Genomic DNA, 20,392 nt, shown 5'->3' on the forward strand with positions numbered 1-20,392 from the left:
TCAGATGGTGCCCGATTTTAAGGGCACAAAGAAAACGGCTTCAAGCGCGGTTCGGTGAAAGCGATGGCGGTTGCGCCGCTCGATCAGCAGCAGCTGCTGCGTCACGGTCTGGCCGGGCACGCCCGCCGGCGGCAGCACCGCCACCGGGGCGATCAGGCGCCCGCCGATGGCCAGCTGCTCCAGCAGGGCCTCGGGCACCTCCATGCCGGCCGCGGCCAGGATGATGGCGGAGAACGGTGCGGCCTGCGGCAGGCCGAGCATGCCGTCGCCGTAATGCAGGCGCAGGTTGGGCACGCGCAAGGGCCGCAGGTTGGCCTTGGCCTGCTCGTGCAGCGGCCGGATGCGCTCGATCGAGAAGACCTCGCCCGCCACCTGGGCCAGCACCGCGGCCTGGTAGCCGCAGCCGGTGCCGATCTCGAGCACGCGCTGCAGCGGCGCATCGGTGCCCAGGCCTGCGCGCAGCAGTTCGATCATGCGCGCCACCACCGACGGCTTGGAGATGGTCTGCTGGTGGCCGATCGGCAGCGCGGCGTCCTCATACGCCTGCGAGGCCAGCCCCGGCTCGACGAACAAATGGCGCGGCACCGTGGCGATGGCCGACAGCACGCGCTCGTCGCGGATGCCCGCGGCGCGCAGCCGCGCCGCCAGGGCCGCGCGCGCGCGCGCCGAGGCCATGCCGCCGCCGCCGGCGGTGGCCGCCGAGGCGCGCTGCTCGACGGCGCTGGCCGGCACCGGCGCGGGCGCCGGCGCCGCGGTGCGCGGCAGGCGCGGCTTGGCCGGCGCGGTTGCAGTAGTTGGCGGCGCGGCCGGGCGCGGCGCGCCCACCGCGGCAATGCCGGCGGTGCGCGCGGGCGCGGGCTTGCGCTCGACCACCGCATCGAGCGGCAGCGGGAACTTGTTGCGAGGGGGCGTGGAACTCATCGGGGGCGCGACGCGGCGATTCTGCGGATCGGGCGGCTCGGGACCGGCGGCCCTACTTCAGCCACTGGTCGAGCGCGTCGAGCTGCCCGCGGTGGGTCAGGTCCAGCTGCAACGGCGTGAGCGAGACATAGCCCTGCGCGGTCGCGTGGAAGTCGGTGCCCTCGCTGGCATCGCGCGCATCGCCTGCCGGGCCGATCCAGTAATTGGTGTCGCCGCGCGGGTTGACCTGCGTGATCACCGGCTGCGACGGATGGCGCTTGCCCAGGCGCGTGGCGCGATAACCCTGGATATGTTCGAACGGCAGGTTGGGGATATTGACGTTGAGCAGGAACGGCTCTGCCGGCGGCGTGCCGATGATGCGCTCCACCACGGTGCGCGCCACGCGCGCGGCGGCGTCGAGGTGTTCCCAGCCCTTGTCCACCTGCGAGAAGGCCACCGAGGGAATCCCCAGCAGGTAGCCCTCGATCGCGGCGGCGACGGTGCCGGAGTACAGCACGTCTTCGCCCATGTTCTGGCCCTGGTTGATGCCGGACACGACCAGGTCCGGCTTTTCCTCGAGCAGCCCGGTCAGCGCGATATGCACGCAATCCGTCGGCGTTCCGTTGACGAAGCGAAAACCTTTTTGCACGCCTTCGCGCGCCTCGTAGATCGACAGCGGGCGCTGCAGGGTCAGGGAATTGGAAGCGCCGCTATGGTTCTGCTCCGGCGCGATGACCGTGATCCGGCCCAGCGGCGCGAGCGCAGCATGCAAAACGGCCAGTCCCGGCGCGAGATAACCGTCGTCGTTGGCGAGAAGGATATGCATGCCGCGATTGTACCTGAGCGCAGGCGCGCAAGCGGCCTGCGCGCCGCCCGATCTGGCCCTTCGGCGCGGGCGGCGGCGGCGCGGCGCGGCCGCGGTATGCAGGGCGCAAATGACCGCCTCCACGGCTTCCGCATGAAACAGAACGACCGTGCTATTCCTGCGCTACACTTGCCGCGCCGGCCCGCGTAAGCTTGACTGGCGCGGCATGCCAATACCACCACCGGAGACATGATGAAAGCCGTACTGTGCAAAGCCTGGGGCCCGCCCGATTCGCTGACCCTCGAAACCCTGCCCGACCTGGTGCCCGGCAAGGGCGAAGTGATCATCGACGTCAAGGCGGCCGCGGTCAACTTCCCCGATGTGCTGATCATCCAGAACAAGTACCAGGCCAAGCCCGAGCTGCCGTTCACCCCGGGATCGGAGCTGGCCGGCGTGGTCAACGCGGTGGGCGAAGGCGTCACCCACGTCAAGCCCGGCGACAAGGTCATCGCCTACCTGGGCAATGGCGCCTTTGCCAGCCAGGCCAAAGCGCCGGCGGCGTCGGTGGTGCCGATGCCGCCCGGCATCGACTTCGAGACCGCGGCGGCCTTTACGCTGACCTACGGCACCTCGCACCACGCGGTGATCGACCGCGGCGAACTGAAGGCGGGCCAGACCATGCTGGTGCTGGGCGCGGCCGGCGGCGTGGGCCTGGCGGCGATCGAGATCGGCAAGGCCATCGGCGCGCGCGTGATCGCGGCGGCGTCGACCGACGAAAAGCTGGAGGTATGCAAGCAGCACGGCGCCGATGCCTTCATCAACTACAGCACCGAAGACCTGCGCGAGCGCATCAAGGCGCTGACCGACGGCAAGGGCCCCGACGTGATCTACGACCCGGTCGGCGGCATCTATGCGGAGCCGGCGTTCCGCTCGATCGGCTGGCGCGGCCGCTACCTGGTGGTGGGCTTTGCCAACGGCGAGATCCCCCGGCTGCCGCTGAACCTGGCGCTGCTCAAGGGTGCGTCGCTGGTGGGCGTGTTCTGGGGCGATTTCGTGCGGCGCGAGCCCAAGGGCAACCAGGCCAACATGGCGCAGATGCTGGGCTGGATGAAGGAAGGCAAGATCCGCCCGCATATCTCGGCGCGCTACCCGCTGGAGCAGGCAGCGCAGGCGCTCAAGGACATGGAAGCGCGCAAGGTCACCGGCAAGATCGTGATCGTGCCGTGAGGGTGCCGTGATCGTGCAAAAAAAGTAAGGCGCAGGCGGTGCGGCTACACCCTGCGCCTTGCGAGGCAAATCGCCTCAAGCTGCCTGTTGTCCCCGATGCGCACACCCCTGCGCGGGCCAGCAGGCAGTTCCCAAAACAGGCAGCTCCCCAAACAGCCAGCCCCCGGCCGGACCGTTTTCCCGGAAATCCCCCTGCTCAGAACCGATGCTGCAGGCCGGCCATGACGCCGGTCTGGTTGTTGGCAAAGCCGACCAGGTCGCGCGACACGCTGACGTCCTGGCCATTGCGCGCCCTGGCGTAGCCGACTGACAGGTAGGCCAGCGTGCGCTTGGACAGCGCGTACTGCCCGCGCAGCGAGAACAGGATGGGGTCGGCATCGTTGCCGCCCTTGATGTTCTGCTTGTAGACCGCCCCATACAGCGTGAATGCCGGCGTGAAGGCGTAGCTGGCGCCGCCCCAGTACATGTCGCTGCGGTCGCTCGCCGCGCCGGTGGTGAAGGCGCGCTTGTAGTTGCGGTAGCCGGCAAACAGCTTCAGCTCGCCGAAGTCGTAGCTGGCGCCGGCGTGGATGCCCTGGATGTAGTCGGTGCTGTCGGCGGGCGTGGTGCTGGTACCGGCGCCGTTCTGGCGGTCCCACGTGGCGGCCGCGGCGAACTTGCCGGCGTTGTAGCCGGCGCCCAGCGCATACCTGGACGAGCTCTTGAAGTCCCCCGCCACCTCGCCCAGCGCCATCGTCGCGCCGAGCTTCAGGCCGCCGAAGCTGCCGTCATAGCGGATCGCGTTCGACGCGCGCGAGAACAGCCCGTCCTTGCGGCCGCCGGTCGCCGTCGACGACGTCGCCCACGAATAAGCCGGCGCATAGCCCATCGGGTCGAACGGCAGCATGAAGTCATAGGTGGTGGTGAAGGTGCGGCCCAGCACCACCTGGCCATACTTGCTGGCCAGGCCGACGCTGGCGCGGCGGTCGAACAGCGTGTTGTCGGTGTCGAGCCGGCCGGTGTCGATGGCGATGCCGCTTTCCAGGTTGAAGACGGCCTTCAGGCCGCCGCCCAGGTCTTCGCTGCCGCGGATGCCCCAGCGCGAAGTGTTCTTGCCGCCCGAGGTCAGCTTGACCGCCGAGCCGTCCGGCCCCGCGTGGCTGACATATTCGATGCCCGCGTCCACCAGGCCATACAGGGTCACGTTCGATTGCGCGGATGCCGACCCCGCGGCAGCCAGGCCCATCGCGGCCAATGCCATTGCCGTACGCTTCATGCCATCTCCTTCCTTGTGCTTGTTGTGGTAATCGTCAGCGGCCGGATGGTAGGTGACGCGCACTTTCAGTTCGCTTTCGGATCGCAGGCTTTTCGCGGCCATGGCGCCGCCGCGGGATCAGTGGTTTCCCTAGCTTCTAAGCCGGCGCGGTTCGCTGTATCTGTCTGGCCTTTGCCGTTTTGCCTGTTTCAGGCGCATTCCCGCATTTCCGCATTGCCGCCCGACCGTCCTGCCCTGCCCCATGCGTATCCTGCTTGCCGAAGACAATGTGATGCTGGCCAGTTCCCTGAGCCAGGCCCTGGGCCAGGCCGGCTTCACGGTCGACTGCATGCACGACGGCCACAGCGCCGACACGCTGCTGGGCACGCAGGACTACGCGCTGCTGATCCTGGACCTCGGCCTGCCCGGGCTCGACGGGCTGGAAGTGCTGCGCCGGCTGCGCCAGCGGCGCAATCCGCTGCCGGTGCTGATCCTGACCGCGCACGGATCGGTCGAGGACCGCGTGCGCGGCCTGGACCTGGGCGCCGACGATTACCTCAGCAAGCCGTTCGACCTGTCCGAGCTGGAAGCGCGCGCCCGCGCGCTGATCCGCCGCGCCCACGGCCATGACAGCACGCAGATCGCCTTCGGCCCGCTGCACTACGACAGCGTCAGCCGCGCCTTCCTGCTGCATGGCGAGCTGCTGGCGCTGACCGGGCGCGAGCGCGCCGTGCTCGAGGTGCTGCTGCTGCGCGATGGCCGCGCCGTCAACAAGGGCGCGCTGTCGGAGAAGATCTTCGGCATCGATGAATCGGTCAATCCGGACGCGATCGAGATCTATGTGCACCGGCTGCGCAAGAAACTCGACGGCAGCGGCGTGGCCATCGTCACGCTGCGCGGCCTGGGCTACCTGCTCGAAGCGCGGCCGGCGCCATGATGCGGCCGCGCCGGGCCCCGAGCCTGCGGCTGCAGCTGTCGCTGTGGCTGCTGCTGCCGCTGATGGGCCTGCTCGCCTTCGATGCCTGGCTGACTTACCAGCGCGCCATGTCGGCCGCGCATACCGCCTTCGACCGCACGCTGGAGGCGTCGCTGCGCGCCATGCGCGAAGGCATCCGCCTGCACGAGGGGCGCTTCGCGGTGGAACTGCCCAACCTCGCGCTCGAGCTGTTCGACAATCAGGCCGGCCCGCGCATCTTCTACCGCATCCGCGCCGACGACGGCGCCACCGTGACCGGCTACGACGACCTGCCGATGCCGCCCGAGGCCCCATTGCAGCTGTACCGCACCGTGTTCTACGACACCGTGTTCCGCGACCAGCCGCTGCGCATGGCAGCGCAGCCGCTGCCGGTGCGCGACGTCGGCTCGGCCCGCACCCGGCTGGTGTGGGTGCTGGTGGGCGAGACCATCGAGCCGCGCCAGCTGCTGGCGCGCGACATCCTGATCGGCTCGCTGCTGCAGGAGCTGATGCTGGTGACGCTGGCGCTGGGCATCGTCTGGTTCGGCGTGCGGCGCGGGCTGCGGCCGCTGAACCGGCTGTCCGACACGGTGGCGCGGCGCGGCACGCAGCTCGACCCGATCGAGCAGAAAGACCTGCCCGCCGAGATGAAGCCGCTGGTGCAGGCGCTGAACCAGTACATGGCGCGGCTGCACGGCATGGTGCTGGCGCGCAAGCGCTTCTTTGCCGATGCCGCGCACCAGCTCAAGACCCCGCTGGCGATCATCCAGGCGCAGTCCGAACTGGCACTGCGCGAACGCGACGGCGAGCGCGTACGCGAGCATATGCGGCGGTTGCACGGCACCGTGCGGCACGCGTCCAGGGGCGTGCAGCAGTTGCTGTCGCTATCGCGCCTGGAGCCTGATGCCGGCTATGAGCCGACGCTGAAGCCGCTGCGGCTGGATACGCTGGCGCAGTCGGTGGCGCTGGACTGGGCGCCGGTGGCGCGCGGTGCCGGGGTGGACCTGGGTTTCGAGCAGGACGCGCCGGTGGAGATTGCCGGGCAGCCGGAGCTGCTGCAGGAGCTGACCGGCAACCTGATCGACAACGCGATCCGCTATGCAGGGCACGGCGCGATGGTGACGGTGCGCGTGGCGCTGGAAGACGGGATACCGCGCTTGCAGGTGACCGACAACGGCCCGGGCATTGCGCCGGCCGAACGGGACGCGGTGTTCCGCCGCTTCTATCGCGGCGCAAGCGGGCAAGCGGTGGAAGGCACCGGCCTGGGCTTGTCGATCGTGCGCGAGATCGCGCGGCTGCATGGTGCGAGGGTGGGGCTTGGCGAAACGCCGGGAGGCGGACTGATGGTGTCGGTGCAATTCAGCACCAGAATTCCTTAGCCGCAGAGCTTTTCCTTAATCGCCTGTGTACTCCCTCTCCCGCTTGCGGGAGAGGGTTGGGGTGAGGGCCGGGAGCTTCCACGAAGTCATGCCTGCGGTATGCCACCGCCCGCCCTCACCCCCGGCCCCTCTCCCGCAAGCGGGAGAGGGGAGCAAACCGGCGGGACGCTGACGTTACAGCTTCTCCGTCTCCCCGCTCTTCGGCTGCCACTTCATCAGCCGCTTCTCGCCCATGCCGACCATCCAGTCCAGCACCAGCGCAAACGCGGTCAGCACCACGATGCCGGCGAACACGGTATTGATGTCGAAGGTGCCCTCGGCCTGCAGGATCAGGTAGCCCACGCCGCGCGCCGAGCCCAGGTACTCGCCCACCACCGCGCCGACGAAGGCCAGGCCCACCGAGGTATGCAGCGACGAGAACACCCAGCTGGTCGCGCTCGGCAGGTAGACGTGGCGCAGCAGCTGCTTCTGGTTGGCGCCCAGCATGCGCGCATTGGCCAGCACCACCGGGCTCACTTCCTTGACGCCCTGGTAGACGTTGAAGAAGACGATGAAGAACACCAGCGTCACCGCCAGCGCCACCTTCGACCAGATGCCCAGGCCGAACCAGACCGCGAAGATCGGCGCCAGGATCACGCGCGGCATCGAGTTCATGGCCTTGACGTAGGGATCGAGGATGGCCGAGGTCAGCGGGCTCAGCGCCAGCCACAGGCCGACGCCCAGCCCCGCCACCGTGCCGATGCCGAAGGCCAGCACGGTTTCGATCAGCGTCACGCCCAGGTGCAGGTAGATATCGCGCTCGACGATAAACCAGCTCCAGATGCGCTGCGCCACCATCAGCGGCTCGCCGAAGAAAAAGGCGACCTGCTGCGAGCGCGTGGCCACGTGCCACACGCCGAGGATCACCACCAGGACGAGCAGCTGCCAGACGCGCAGCATGCCCTTGGAATCAGTACGGAATGCCATCGGAATTCAGGTCTTGTTAGGTTGGAGGGCTCAGGCCACCTTGCGCTGCTGGGCGTAGCCCTTGAGCACTTCCTCGCGCAGCACGTCCCAGATCGCGGCGTGCAGCTCGACAAAACGCGGGTGGTTGCGGATCTCGGCGACGTCGCGCGGACGCGGCAGGTCGATCGCGAACTCGCCGATCGGGTGGGTGCCGGGGCCGGCCGACAGCACCACCACGCGGTCGCTCATGGCGATGGCCTCGTCGAGGTCGTGGGTGATGAAGAGCACGGCCTTGCGCTTGGCGGCCCACAGCTCCAGCACCTCGTTCTCCATCAGCTGGCGGGTCTGGATATCCAGCGCCGAGAACGGCTCGTCCATCAGGATGATGTCCGGGTCCAGCACCAGCGTCTGCGCCAGCGCCACGCGCTTGCGCATGCCGCCCGAGAGCTGGTGCGGGTAGCGGTCGCCAAACCCGCCCAGGCCCACGCGGCGCAGCCATTCCTCGCCCTGCTGCACGGCCTCGGCGCGCGCCACGCCGCGGAACTCCAGGCCGGCGACGACGTTGTCGAGCGCGCTGCGCCAGGGCATCAGCGCCTCGGTCTGGAACATGTAGCCGGCGCGGCGGTTGATGCCGCGCAGCGGCTCGCCGAACACGCGCACCTCGCCGCTGGAGGGCTCAAGCAGGCCGGCGCCGACATTCAGCAGCGTCGACTTGCCGCAGCCGGTGGGGCCCACCACCGATACGAATTCGCCGGGCTGGATCGACAGCGTGACGTCCTTGACCGCGGTATAGCGCTGGCTGCGGTCATCGCGCGAGACAAAGGTGCAGGTGACCTGGTCGAGTGAAAGTGCGGGAATACTCATGATGAACCGATCTCGGGCCCGCCGTGGCGCGCGGGGGCGGCGCGGGCGGGTGATGAGGGATGGACCGTCGGCGCCGCAAAGCAAAGGCCCGCTGCGGGCAGCGGGCCGATGGCATCGACGGCAGGAAAATTACTTGTACTTGGCGTTGGCCTTCTGCACGAAGGCGTTGGTGTAGGTCTCTTCCAGCTTGACCGGCTTGCCCTTGAGCTCGGCATCGAACTGGCTCAGCGCGTTGAGCGCGGTGCGCGGGCCGTCGGCCGGCATGGTGCCGTCCGGCGAGATCGCTTCCTTGACCTTGTCCCACGCGGCCAGGTACAGCGCACGGTCACCCAGCAGGTAGCTTTCCGGCACGGTCTTGACGATGTCGGACGGGCCTGCCTTCTGCAGCCACTTGAGCGCGCGCACCATGGCGTTGGTCAGCGCCTGCGTGGTGTTGGGATTCTGCTGGATGAAGGCCTGCGACGCGTACAGGCAGCCCGACGGCATATTGCCGCCGAACACCGCCTGGGTGTCCTTGAGCGTGCGGGTGTCCGAGGCGATGCGCACCTCGTTCTTCTGCGTCAGCATCGATACCACCGGGTCCAGGTTGGCCATCGCATCGATCTGGCCCGAACGCATCGCCGCCACCGCTCCGGCGCTGGCGCCCACGCCGATAAACGACACGTCGGACGGCTTCAGGCCGGCCTTGGCCAGCACGAAGTTGGCCATCATGTTGGTCGACGAGCCCGGCGCGGTCACGCCGATCTTCTTGCCCTTCAGGTCGGCGATCGACTTGAAGTTGGGCATGGTCTTGTTCGACACCACCAGCACGATCTGCGGGGCGCGGCCCTGCAGCACGAATTCCTGGTAGCGCTGGCCCTTGGCCTGCAGGTTGATGGTGTGCTCGTAGGCGCCCGAGACCACGTCGGCGCTGCCGCCCACCACCGCCTGCAGCGCCTTGGCGCCGCCGGCGAAGTCGACGATCTCGACGTCCAGCCCTTCGTCCTTGAAGTAGCCGAGGCGCTCGGCGATGGTCAGCGGCAGGTAATAGAACAGGTTCTTGCCGCCCACCGCGATGGTGACCTTGGTCTTCTCGGGCTTGCCCTGCGCCTGCGCCTGGCCGAAGGTGAACCAGCCGGCCAGGAACAGCGCCAGCGCGATCAGGAATTGCTTCCAGAACTTCTTGTTATACATGCGAGATCTCCTACCCGTGTGGACTGGCGCCGCGGCGGATGCGCTGGAAAAAAAGCGCTGGAACAAAGGCGCTGAAAAGGGGGCGCGCCGCGGTGCGGCAAGTTGCGATGCTACCGGACGGCGCCGCGCACCGCATCGGTATCAATACCTAGCAAACCCGCCAGCTTAGCGCCCTTACCTTTCGATCAGCTTGCCACTGCCAACGGCATCATTCGGCGTGGATGTCGGCGGACTTGATCACCTTGGCCCAGCGCGCCAGTTCGGCCTTCTGGTACTGCCCCAGCTGCTGCGGGTTCATGTACTTGGCCTCGGCGCCCAGTTCCTCGGCCTTCTTGCGGAAGGCCTCGGTACGCATGATCTTGTCGATCTCGCCGGTCAGCTTGTCGACCACCGGCTTGGGCGTGCCGGCCGGCGCGTACATGGCAAACCACGACGACACGTCCAGGTCAGGGTAGCCGGCCTCGGGCGCCGACGGCACGTCCTTCAGGCTGGGCAGGCGGGTCTTGCTGGTCACCACCAGCGGGCGCAGCTTGCCGGCGGCGATATGGCCCATCAGCGGCGGCGGCGTGGTGATGGTCAGGTCGACCGAGCCGCCCAGCAGGTCGGTCATGGCCGGGCCGGTACCCTTGTACGGCACGTGCGTGATCCTGGTTCCGGCCATCTGGTTCAGCAGCTCGGTCGACACGTGCTGCAGCGAGCCGTTGCCCGACGAGGCGTAGTTGAGCTTGTCCGGGTTGGCCTTGGCGTAGGCGACCAGCTCCTTCAGCGACTTGACCGGCAGGCTCGGGCGCACCACCAGCACCTGCGGCGCCGACAGGATATTGGCCACCGGCGCGAAGTCCTTGACCGGGTCCCACGACAGGTTCTTCACCAGCAGCGGCGTGATCACGTGGAAGCCCGAGTACTGCAGCATCAGCGTGTAGCCATCGGGCTTGGCGCGCGCCACCAGGCTCGCGGCGATGCCGCCGTTGCCGCCGGGCCGGTTGTCGACCACCACCGGCTGGCCGAGCGCCTTCGCCAGCGGCTCGGCAATCATGCGCGCGGCGATGTCGGTGGTGCCGCCGGCCGCGGCCGATACCACCAGCGTGACCGGACGGGCGGGATAGCTCCCGTCCTGCGCGAGTGCCGCCGGGGCAAACCATGCCGCGCCGATTGCGGCCAGTGCCGTCAGTGCCGAGGCCACGGCCTGGCGCCGTGCGGGCATGGCGGGCTGGGGTTGAAGGGCTTGCTTCATGAGGGTCTCCGTTTGGTCTTGTGGATGCGTTGTTGTGGTGCGCGTGCGGGGCTACGCCTGCGCGGCGAAATGCTCTGCCATCCAGGCCGGCGCCTGGTGCGTGCGCAGGCGCGGGCCGGCGCTCAGCAGCTGGCTGTGGAGGTCGCGCCCGACCAGCGCCGGCATGCCGGCCACCACGTCGAGCAGCGCGCCCAGGTCGACGCCGGTCTGCACGCCCATGCAGTCGAACATGTGGACCAGGTCTTCGGTGCTGACGTTGCCGCTGGCACCGGGCGCGTACGGGCATCCGCCCAGGCCGCCGGCGGCCGCGTCGAAGCGCGTCACGCCGGCCTGCCAGGCGGCCACGGCATTGGCCAGGCCCATGCCGCGGGTGTTGTGCAGGTGGATGGTCAGGCCGGTATCGGGCAGCGCCGCCTGGAAGGCTTCGCACAGCGCCGCAACCTGGTTCGGATAGGCCATGCCGGTGGTGTCGCACAGCGTGATGCCGGCCGCGCCCGCCTCGGCGAAGCCGCTGGCCAGCGCCATCACCTCGGCGGCATCGACCTCGCCCTCGAACGGGCAGCCGAACACCGTCGACAGCGACACATTGACCGGCACGCCGGCAGCGCCCGCCTCGGCAATCATCGCCAGCAGCTGCTGCTGGGATTGCGCGCGCGTCATGCGCAGGTTGGCGCGGTTGTGGGTCTCGCTGGCCGACATCACCAGGTTGACCTCGTCAGGCCGGCACGACAGCGCCCGCTCGAGCCCGCGCAGGTTGGGCACCAGCGCGGTGTAGCGCACGCCCGGCTGGCGCCGCATGCGGTGCATCAGCGCCTCGGCGTCGGCCAGCGCGGGGATGGCGCGGGCCGAGGTGAACGAGGTGGCTTCGATACGCGCGAAGCCGCAGGCCGACAGCGCATCGACGAAGGCCACCTTGGCGTCGGTCGGCACCACCACCGGCTCGATCTGCAGGCCGTCGCGCGGCGCGACTTCATTGATCTCGACGCGGGCCGGGCCGCGCAGCGGGCTGGCGGCGGCGCTCATGCGACCACCTTGCGCGCGCGCAGGTCGGCGATGGCGGCGTCATCGAAGCCGGCCTGCCTCAGCACCGCATCGGTATGCTCGCCGAGCGTCGGCGCACGGTCATGGATTTCCCCCGGGCTGGCCGACAGCTTTGGCACCACGCCTGGAACTTCCACGGTCAGGCCGCCGGCCGAGGTCACCGACTCGATCACGCCGCGCGCGCGGTAGTGCGGGTCTTCGGCGATGTCCTTGACGGTATAGATGCGGCCCGACGGCACCTGGGCCTCGCGCAGCACCGCCAGCGCCGACTCCACCGTCTGTGTGCGGGTCCAGCCGGCAATGGCGGCATCGATCTCGTCGACGCGCGCCACGCGGCCATCGTTATGCTCCAGCGCGGGATCGGCGGCCAGGTCGGCGCGGCCGATGGCGAGCATCATGCGCTTGAAGATGGCGTCGCCGTTGGCCGCCACCAGAATGTATTCGCCGCTGGCGCAGGGATAGGCGTTGGATGGTGCGATGCCCGGCAGCGCGCCGCCGGCGGGCTGGCGCACCGCGCCGAAGGCCGAGTATTCCGGCAGCAGGCTTTCGCTCAGGTTGAACAGCGACTCGTACAGCGCCACGTCGATCACCTGCCCCTCGCCGCCGCGCGCATCGCGCTGGTACAGCGCCAGCAGCACGCCCATCGCGCCGTGCAGCCCGGCGATGGTGTCGCCCAGCGACAGGCCGGCGCGCACCGGCGCGCGGCCGGGCTCGCCGGTCAGGTGGCGCAGGCCGGCCATGGCCTCGGCCACCGCGGCAAAGCCGGGCTCGTCCTTTTTCGGCCCGGTCTGGCCGTAGCCCGACACGCGCAGCATGATCAGGCGCGGGTTGTCGGCATGCAGCACGTCCCAGCCCAGGCCCCACTTCTCCATGGTGCCGGGGCGGAAGTTCTCGATCAGCACATCGGCCTCGGCGGCCAGCTTGCGCACCAGCGCCTGGCCTTCCGGCTGGCGCAGGTCGATGCAGACCGATTCCTTGTTGCGCGACTGCGCCTCCCACCAGACCGAGGTGCCTTCATGCAGCATGCGCCATTTGCGCAGCGGGTCGCCCTGCCCGGGCGGCTCGACCTTGATGATGTGGGCGCCAAAGTCGGCCAGGGTCTTGGCAGCAAAAGGGCCGGCGATGAGTTGTCCGAGTTCGAGGACGCGAATGCCCTCAAGGATCTGTTGCGCCATGGGTGTCTCCGTGCGATGCGGCAGTTTTGTTGCAGTGCGGCAGCGCCATTGACTGGCATGCCATACATTGCGTTCGGACGGAGTTTGCCCCAGCGCGGGGCAGCCAGGAATCGGCAATCGGAGAAGCGGGCTTTCTCGGAACGCGAAAGGCTTGGTGGTGCCTTGCGCAAGGACGCCCTAGAACGGCGCCCGGTCCCCGCACAGATGGGTGATCAGCAGCCGCGCCGAGACCGTCAGGCCAGCCGGGTCGCGCAGCCCGATCAGCAGCGAGCGACGCGCCCAGGCGTCCTGCAGCGTCACCAGCGACAGCCCCATCGACTTGACGTGCGGCTCGGCCGCGATGCGCGGCAGCACGCCCACGCCCAGCCCGGCCATCACCATGCGGCACATGGCGTCGAAGCTGCGCACCTGGATGCGCAGCCGGAACGGCCGGTCGAGCCGGCTGCTCTCTTCGAGCAGGCGCGCGGCCAGCGAGGTTTCCTGCGGCAGGCTGACGAAATCGAATTCCAGCGTATCGGCGTAGTGCACCGGGCCGCGCGCGGCCAGCGGATGGTTGGGCGGGGTGATGATGACCAGCTCGTCCTGGCGGTATTCGATCGTCATCAGCCCGGCGGCGGGGGTACGATCGGCGAAGATGCCGACGTCGGCACGGTTCTCGACCAGCGCGGCGACGATGTCGCGGCTGTTCTGCTCTTCCAGCTCGATGCGGATGGTCGGATGGCGCTGCATGAACGAGGCCAGGTCATCGGGCAGGAACTGCGTGATCGCCGAGGTGTTGGCGCACACGCGCACCTGCCCGCGCACGCCGGAGGCGTAGTCCGACATCACGCCGGCCATGCGCTCGACGTCCTGCAGGATGGTCAGCGCATGGTGGAAGCAGGCCTGGCCGGCCTCGGTCAGCTGCACGCCGGCGGCATGGCGAAAGAACAGCGGCGCGCCGACCGCGGTCTCCAGGTCGGAAATGCGCTTGCTCGCCGCCGCCACGGCCAGGTGCGACTGGCGCGCGCCGGCCGAGATGCTGCCCTGCCGGGCCACGGCGACGAACAAGCCAAGCGTGACGAGATCGAAGCGGGCCAGGTTCATGGGGCGGGGAGGCAGCGGAAGAAGGCGGAAGAACGCGGAAGAACGCGATGACCGGTGCGCGGGCAAGGGGCCCCGCGCGCCCGGGCTCAGAGGTTGCGGCGATCCATCACCGCGCGGGCAATGGTGCCGGCATCGACGTATTCGAGCTCGCCGCCCACCGGCACGCCGCGCGCCAGGCGCGACACCTTGAGGCCGCGCGCCTTGAGCATCTCGCCGATGTAGTGCGCGGTGGCCTCGCCTTCGCTGGTGAAGTTGGTGGCGACGATGACTTCGCCGACCGGGCCGCCCAGCTCGGGCTCGGTGGCGCGCGCGAGCAGCCGGTCCAGGTGGATCTCGCGCGGACCGATGCCGTCCAGCGGCGAGAGCCGGCCCATCAGCACGAAGTACTTGCCGCGGTAGGTCAGGGTCTGCTCGATCATGACCTGGTCGGCCGGGGTTTCCACCACGCACAGCACCGAGGCATCGCGGCGCTCGTCCAGGCAGGTGGCGCAGATCTCCTGCTCGGTGAAGGTGTTGCAGCGCTGGCAGTGGCGGATATGGTCCGCCGCGCCGCGCAGCGCGTCGCCCAGCTTGCGCGCGCCCTCGCGGTCGTGCTGCAGCAGGTGGTAGGCCATGCGCTGGGCGGACTTGGGCCCGACGCCGGGCAGCACCCGCAGCGCCTCGACCAGCGCCTGCAGCGAAGTCGGCGACGAGGCTTTCACAATGGCCTTAGAACGGCAGCTTGAAGCCCGGGGGCAGCGGCAGGCCCGAGGTCATCGAGCCCATCTTTTCCTGCGTGGTGGCCTCGGCCTTGCGCACGGCATCATTGAAGGCCGCGGCGACCAGGTCTTCCAGCAGGTCCTTGTCCTCGCCCTCGGCCAGCAGGCTGGGGTCGATGGTGACGCGCTTGACGTCGTTCTTGCAGGTCATGACCACCTTGACCAGGCCGGCGCCGGACTGGCCCTCGACCTCGATCAGGGCCAGCTGCTCCTGCATCTTCTTCATGTTTTCCTGCATCTGCTGGGCCTGCTTCATCAGCCCGGCGAGTTGACCTTTCATCATGATGGAATGCTCCTGGATTCGGTAAGGGTTCGGTGACGGAAATTGGGTAAAACCAAGGCCGGCCGCCGCTCAGGCGGCGCGCGGCTGGATCGAGCCTGGCACGATCTGGCCGCCGAAGTCGCGCAGCAGCCCCTGCACGAAGGGATCGGCCTCGATCGCGGCCTCGGCCTGGCGCTGGCGTTCGGCACGGGCCTCGGCATCGGCTGCGGCGGCGGTGACGGTGACCCCGCCCACTTCGCAGACCACGCGCACGGGCTCGCCGAAGTGGTCGCACAGCGCCTGCTGCAGCCGCTCGGCGACGCCGTTTTCGCCCAGCGCCGCGACCGGGATGCGCAGGTGGAAGGTGCGGCCGACCACCTGGGTCAGTTCGCTCTGGTAGGCCAGCTGCTGCGCCAGGCCCTTCAGCGGCAGGCCGGCGGCCAGCACCGGCCAGTCGCCGGTGAAGGCCGGCGGGGTGCCGTCCTCGCCCGCAACGGGCGGGCGCGGCGCGACGAGTTTGGCGGATTCGGCTGGCGCCGCCGGCGCGGCAGCGGGCTCGCGGGCCGGCTCGGCCTCGCGGGCCGGGGCCGCCGGGCGCGCCGCGCCGTGGCGCGGTGCCGTGGCGCGCGGGGCCGGTTCGCTGAAACCGTAGTCGTTGTAGCCCGGGTCGCTGTCATAGGGGCCGATCACCGGCAGGTCGGGCGGCAGCTCTTCCCACGGCGGCACATCGCTGCCACCGGCAGCTTCCCAGGGCGGCACGGATTCGGGCTGCGGCTGGCTGGCCGCGGGCCGTGCCGCGGGCGCGGCCGGCCTGGCCGCCGGTGCGGGCGGGCGCAGCGACTGCGGCGGCGCCTCGGGCCTTGCAACAGGGGCCGGTGCCGCAGCAGGACGGCTCACGGCTGCGGCCGCGGGGGCGCGCAATGGTTGTGCCGGCGGCCGCTGCGCAGCGGCGGGCGCGGCCGGCGCGGCGGGCATGGCCTGCGCCTTGCGGCCGCCACCGCGGGCGGCAGATGCCTGGCGCGCGGCGGCCAGCGCCGCGGCCGCGGGCGACATGGCGCCTGTGGCCGGGCGGGCAGGCGCGGGCTCGGCCGCGGCAGGCGCAGCCGCCGGTGCTGCGGCTGGCTCGGCCACGGGCGCGGCTGGCGCAGTCGCGGACGGCACCGCGGCTGGCAGCGGTGTGGAATCGGTAATGGATGCAGCGGCTGCAGCAGACTCGGCGGACGCAGCCGGGGCAGCGGCGGCAGGCGCCGCCTGGCGTGCCTCGGCCGGTCGCGCCGCGACTGGCATGCCGGCACTGCGCGGGCGCGCGGGCGCCACACCGCCCTGCCCAGGCGCCGCAGCCGGTTCCGACGACGGGCGGAACGCCAGCATGCGCAGCAGCGTCATGGTGAAGCCGGCGTACTCGTCCGGCGCCAGCGCCAGTTCGCTGCGGCCCAGGTTGGCGATCTGGTAGAACAGCTGGACTTCCTGCGCGTCGAACACGCCGGCCAGGCGCCGCACCTCGTCGGCTTCGGGCCATTCGTCCTGCACCGAAGCGGGCACGGCCTGCGCCAGCGCGACCTTGTGCAGCAGCGAACCCAGGTCCTGCAGCGCGCCGGCAAACGACAGGCTGCGGTCGGCCATGGCATCGGCGATGGCCAGCATGGCGGCGCCGTCCTCGGCGGCCAGCGCGTCGAGCAGCTGCACCAGGTAGCCCTGGTCGATCGCGCCCAGCATGCCGCGCACGGCTTCCTCGGACACCTGCCCCGCGCTGTAGGCGATGGCCTGGTCGGTCAGCGACAGCGCGTCGCGCATCGAACCATGCGCGGCCTGGGCCAGCAGCCGCAGCGCGTTGCCGTCGTGGGCGATGCCTTCCTGCGCCAGGATATGGTCCAGGTGCGAGACGATATGTCCCGGCGGCATCTGCTTCAGGTTGAACTGCAGGCAGCGCGACAGCACCGTCACCGGGATCTTCTGCGGGTCGGTGGTGGCGAGGATGAACTTGACGTGCCCGGGCGGCTCTTCCAGCGTCTTCAGCATGGCGTTGAAGGCGTGGTTGGTCAGCATGTGCACTTCGTCGATCATGTAGACCTTGAAGCGCCCGGCGGTGGGAGCGTAGACGGCCTTGTCGAGCAGCTGCGCCATCTCGTCCACGCCGCGGTTCGACGCGGCGTCCATCTCGATGTAGTCGACGAAGCGGCCGCTGTCGATCTCCTGGCAGGCCTTGCACTGCCCGCACGGCTGGGCGGTGATGCCGCCGTTGCCGTCAGCGCCGGTGCAGTTCAGGGCCTTGGCCAGGATCCGCGACAGCGTGGTCTTGCCGACCCCGCGCGTGCCGGTGAACAGGTAGGCGTGGTGCAGCCGCTGTTGTTCCAGCGCGTGCGTGAGCGCGCGGACCACGTGCTCCTGGCCGACCAGCGTGGTGAAATCCCTGGGGCGCCATTTGCGCGCTAGAACTTGATAACTCATGGCGGCGATTGTAGCAAAATGCGGCCCCCCGCCGGCCGCCCCGGCGCCGCTGCCGGCGTCTTTATCCGGCCCCGGCGCCGGCGGCCCGCGCCGGGGGCCGCCGGCCGCCCGCGGCGCGGCTCAGCCGCACTCGCCCACGTAGCCGCAATTGGCGCATTTGGCGCAGCCATCGACCTTGTGCAAGGCATGCGCGCCACACTCCGGGCAGGGCTTGCCGGTGCCCACGCCGGGCGTGCCCGGCGCCGTACTGGCCGGGCCGGCAAGTTCGGCCCCGGCCAGCGCCTGCCCGCCGGCGTCGCGCTGCGCCAGGCGCGCGGCCAGCGCCGCCACCGGCACCTGGCCGCCGTCGGCGTCGAGGAAGCCGCGCTTGATCAGGATGCGCTGCAGGGCGTAGCTGAGCGCCGCCACCTCGGAGTCATGGAAGCGCGGCACCTCGGTGCCGTCCTGGCGCACCAGCGTGCCGTAGCGCACCGTGCCCTTGTCCCACACCACGTTGCGCATGTCGGCCAGCGCCTTGGCCACCGAGCCGCCCGAGCGCGCCACCATCGACAACAGCCGCATGGTGGAGGTGATCCATTGCTGGCCCTCGCTGCGCTGGCCCGCCGGCATGAAGAATTCCACCGGGCGCTCGATCTCCACCGGCCTGCCGTCGGCCACGCCGGCGACGCGCATGAAGTTGACGGTCAGGTAGACGGTCTTGTGGCCCTCGTAGGTCAGGTATTCGACCTTCGACGTCACTCCCTCCAGGTCGCCCACCGGCCGGCTGCCGAACGGGCGCACCAGCGGGTTGTCGTCGGCCGCGGGCGCAGCCGGCGCGGCCGGGGCCTCGACCGACAGCACCGCGCCCAGCACCGAATTCGGCCGGTAGGTCGCCAGCCCCTTGAGGCCGGCCTTCCACGCCTCGAGGTACAGGTTGCGGAAGGCTTCGTACGGGTAGTCCTCCGGCACGTTGACGGTCTTGCTGATGCTGGTGTCGATATACGGCTGCACCGCTTCCAGCATCCGCATATGGTCCAGCGCCGACATCTGCAGCGCGGTGACGAAGGCGTCCGGCAGCTGCGCCATGTCGGCCCCCATGTGACGGTAGAGCCGCCATGCATGGTCCGCCACCTCGAAGCTGCGATAGCTGTTGTCCGGCATGCGCTTCTTGCGGTTGTAGGTCCACGAGAAGGCCGGCTCGATGCCATTCGAGGCATTGTCGGCAAAGGCCAGCGTGATGGTGCCGGTGGGCGCGATCGACAGCAGGTGCGAGTTGCGCAGCCCATGGCGGGCAATGGCATCGCGCACGGGTTCGGGCAGCCGGCCGGCAAACCCGCTCTGCAGGTAGGCGTTGGCATCGAACAAGGGGAAGGCACCCTTCTCCACCGCCAGTTCGGTCGATGCCAGGTAGGCCTCGTCGCGCATGCGCTCCGAGATCCGCGCCGCCAGTTGCCGCGCCGGCTCGGTGTCATACCGCAGGCCCAGCATCACCAGTGCGCTGCCCAGGCCGAGGAAACCCAGCCCGACGCGGCGCTTGGCGTGGGCCTCGGCCTGTTGTTCGGGCAACGGCCAGAAGGTGACGTCGAGCACGTTGTCGAGCATGCGCGTGGCCACCCGCACCACTTCCGCAAAGGCATCGAAATCGAAGCCGGCCTGCGGCGTGAACGGCTGGCGCACGAAGCGGGTCAGGTTGATCGAGCCCAGGCAGCAGCAGCCATACGATGGCAGCGGCTGCTCGGCGCAGGGGTTGGTGGCCTCGATGCGCTCGCAGTAGTAGAGGTTGTTGTCGGCGTTGATCTGCGACAGGAACAGGATGCCGGGCTCGGCATGGTCGTAGGTGGCCTGCATGACCTGGTCCCACAGGTTGCGTGCCGGCACGCGCCGGTACACCCACTGCCCGTCGTCGCGGCGGTACGCGCCGGCGGCGATCATGTCGGCGCCGGGCTCGGCCTCGTGCACCAGCTCGATCTCGGCATCGGCCTGCACTGCCTGCATGAAGGCGTCGGTGACGCCGATGGAGATATTGAAGTTGCTGAGCTCGCCCTTGTCCTTGGCGTGGATAAAGCTCTCGATATCCGGGTGGTCGCAGCGCAGCACGCCCATCTGCGCGCCGCGGCGCGCACCGGCCGATTCCACCGTGGCGCAAGAGGCGTCGAACACCTTCATGAACGACACCGGCCCCGACGCGCGCGAATGCGTGGCCCGCACCAGCGCGCCGGCCGGGCGGATCGCCGAGAAGTCATAGCCCACGCCGCCGCCGCGGCGCATGGTTTCGGCGGCCTGCGCCACCGCGGTGTAGATGCTGGGGCGGCCGTCGCGCGGCTCCGACACCGAATCGCCGACCGGCTGCACGAAGCAATTGATCAGCGTGGCCTGGATGCCGGTGCCCGCCGCCGAATTGATGCGACCGGCCGGAACGAAGCCGTTTTCCTGCGCCCACAGGAAGCGCGCGCTCCAGGCGTCGCGCTGGTCTTCGGGTTCGGCCTGGGCCAGCGCGCGCGCCACGCGCTGCCTGACATCGGCGATGCTGCGCTCTTCGCCCTTGGCGTATTTTTCGAGCAGGACTTCGGTGGAGATTTCCTGCGGCGCCAGCGCGCCGCGAATGATCTGGTCGTTTGCGTTCATGTATTGGCTCACCACGTGTGCGGGTTGGTGAATGGTCGGGGCAGCGCGGCCCGCATTGCCTGCGCCAGATCAAGCCGGCGCCATGACACCGGCAATGACCCGCGCGCGCCAGGGGCATTCGATGCAAATCCTGCGCGCGCCCGCGCTCTGGGGTACAATGCCGCTCGGACGGGCCTCCTCGCATGGTGGCGCGGTCAACCTGGTCAGGTCGGGAACGAAGCAGCCACAGCCGTTTTCCGCCAGTGCCGAGGGTCAGGCTCGTCCACCTCACACTCCCCTTCCGCCATACCCCCTCCCCTGTTTCC

Annotated in this window: 17 protein-coding genes and 1 other RNA gene; 4 read left to right on the plus strand and 14 right to left on the minus strand. The window is 69.6% G+C overall.

Annotated elements, in window-relative coordinates; translation table 11 throughout:
* Positions 1–921, minus strand: coding sequence for a protein-L-isoaspartate(D-aspartate) O-methyltransferase (locus CBM2594_RS10590; protein WP_116356792.1), 921 nt, complete (start codon positions 919–921; stop codon positions 1–3).
* 52 nt (positions 922–973) lie between these two features.
* A complete protein-coding gene (surE, locus tag CBM2594_RS10595) occupies positions 974–1,726 on the minus strand; it encodes a 5'/3'-nucleotidase SurE (protein WP_092309281.1) in 753 nt (250 codons plus the stop codon).
* Between the two features lie 231 nt (positions 1,727–1,957).
* Between surE and CBM2594_RS10600 the strand changes: the two genes are divergently transcribed.
* Positions 1,958–2,932 carry an NADPH:quinone oxidoreductase family protein gene (locus CBM2594_RS10600; protein WP_116357765.1) on the plus strand — a complete coding sequence of 325 codons (975 nt, stop codon included), beginning with the start codon at positions 1,958–1,960 and terminating at the stop codon, positions 2,930–2,932.
* A 196-nt stretch (positions 2,933–3,128) separates the two neighbouring features.
* Here the strand turns inward: CBM2594_RS10600 and CBM2594_RS10605 are convergent, their stop codons facing one another.
* Positions 3,129–4,187, minus strand: coding sequence for a porin (locus CBM2594_RS10605; protein ID WP_116357766.1), 1,059 nt, complete (start codon positions 4,185–4,187; stop codon positions 3,129–3,131).
* Positions 4,188–4,428: 241 nt separating this feature from the next.
* Here CBM2594_RS10605 and CBM2594_RS10610 point away from each other — a divergent pair, with 241 nt between their 5' ends.
* Together CBM2594_RS10610 and CBM2594_RS10615 are read left to right on the plus strand one after the other, a co-directional pair.
* Entirely contained in the window at positions 4,429–5,103 is a 675-nt protein-coding gene (locus tag CBM2594_RS10610; RefSeq protein ID WP_116356793.1) for a response regulator, read from the plus strand.
* The gene (locus tag CBM2594_RS10615; RefSeq protein ID WP_116356794.1) at positions 5,100–6,500 is read left to right on the plus strand and encodes a sensor histidine kinase; all 1,401 of its coding nucleotides are present in this window, start codon (positions 5,100–5,102) and stop codon (positions 6,498–6,500) included. The genes CBM2594_RS10610 and CBM2594_RS10615 overlap by 4 nt, the downstream gene beginning before the upstream one ends.
* Positions 6,501–6,674: 174 nt before the next feature.
* Here CBM2594_RS10615 and CBM2594_RS10620 read toward each other — a convergent pair whose 3' ends face one another.
* The 11 genes from CBM2594_RS10620 to CBM2594_RS10670 form a co-directional block, all read right to left on the minus strand.
* Complete coding sequence (locus CBM2594_RS10620) at positions 6,675–7,466, minus strand: ABC transporter permease (protein ID WP_116356795.1); 792 nt, start codon at positions 7,464–7,466, stop codon at positions 6,675–6,677.
* A gap of 30 nt (positions 7,467–7,496) precedes the next feature.
* Entirely contained in the window at positions 7,497–8,309 is an 813-nt protein-coding gene (locus CBM2594_RS10625; protein WP_116356796.1) for an ABC transporter ATP-binding protein, read from the minus strand.
* Positions 8,310–8,438: 129 nt separating this feature from the next.
* The gene (locus tag CBM2594_RS10630) at positions 8,439–9,482 is read right to left on the minus strand and encodes an ABC transporter substrate-binding protein (protein WP_116356797.1); all 1,044 of its coding nucleotides are present in this window, start codon (positions 9,480–9,482) and stop codon (positions 8,439–8,441) included.
* 208 nt (positions 9,483–9,690) lie between these two features.
* Positions 9,691–10,716, minus strand: coding sequence for a Bug family tripartite tricarboxylate transporter substrate binding protein (locus tag CBM2594_RS10635; protein WP_116356798.1), 1,026 nt, complete (start codon positions 10,714–10,716; stop codon positions 9,691–9,693).
* A gap of 51 nt (positions 10,717–10,767) precedes the next feature.
* Complete coding sequence (locus CBM2594_RS10640; RefSeq protein ID WP_116356799.1) at positions 10,768–11,739, minus strand: hydroxymethylglutaryl-CoA lyase; 972 nt, start codon at positions 11,737–11,739, stop codon at positions 10,768–10,770.
* Positions 11,736–12,932, minus strand: a complete 1,197-nt coding sequence (locus CBM2594_RS10645) for a CaiB/BaiF CoA transferase family protein (protein ID WP_116356800.1) — start codon at positions 12,930–12,932, stop codon at positions 11,736–11,738. Before CBM2594_RS10645 ends, CBM2594_RS10640 begins: the two co-directional genes overlap by 4 nt.
* A 177-nt stretch (positions 12,933–13,109) precedes the next feature.
* Entirely contained in the window at positions 13,110–14,015 is a 906-nt protein-coding gene (locus CBM2594_RS10650) for a LysR substrate-binding domain-containing protein (protein WP_116356801.1), read from the minus strand.
* 86 nt (positions 14,016–14,101) lie between these two features.
* Positions 14,102–14,716, minus strand: a complete 615-nt coding sequence (gene recR, locus CBM2594_RS10655; protein WP_116356802.1) for a recombination mediator RecR — start codon at positions 14,714–14,716, stop codon at positions 14,102–14,104.
* A gap of 7 nt (positions 14,717–14,723) precedes the next feature.
* Positions 14,724–15,056, minus strand: a complete 333-nt coding sequence (locus tag CBM2594_RS10660; protein WP_062800650.1) for a YbaB/EbfC family nucleoid-associated protein — start codon at positions 15,054–15,056, stop codon at positions 14,724–14,726.
* A gap of 69 nt (positions 15,057–15,125) precedes the next feature.
* The gene (locus CBM2594_RS10665; protein ID WP_116356803.1) at positions 15,126–17,483 is read right to left on the minus strand and encodes a DNA polymerase III subunit gamma/tau; all 2,358 of its coding nucleotides are present in this window, start codon (positions 17,481–17,483) and stop codon (positions 15,126–15,128) included.
* Between the two features lie 120 nt (positions 17,484–17,603).
* Positions 17,604–20,087, minus strand: coding sequence for an adenosylcobalamin-dependent ribonucleoside-diphosphate reductase (locus CBM2594_RS10670; RefSeq protein WP_116356804.1), 2,484 nt, complete (start codon positions 20,085–20,087; stop codon positions 17,604–17,606).
* Between the two features lie 167 nt (positions 20,088–20,254).
* On the opposite strand from CBM2594_RS10670, the gene ffs reads away from it, so the two are divergent.
* An RNA gene (ffs, locus tag CBM2594_RS10675) (signal recognition particle sRNA small type) lies at positions 20,255–20,353 on the plus strand.
* Positions 20,354–20,392 lie beyond the last annotated feature (39 nt).

This window comes from Cupriavidus taiwanensis (genome assembly GCF_900249755.1).
GTDB lineage: Bacteria > Pseudomonadota > Gammaproteobacteria > Burkholderiales > Burkholderiaceae > Cupriavidus > Cupriavidus taiwanensis_D.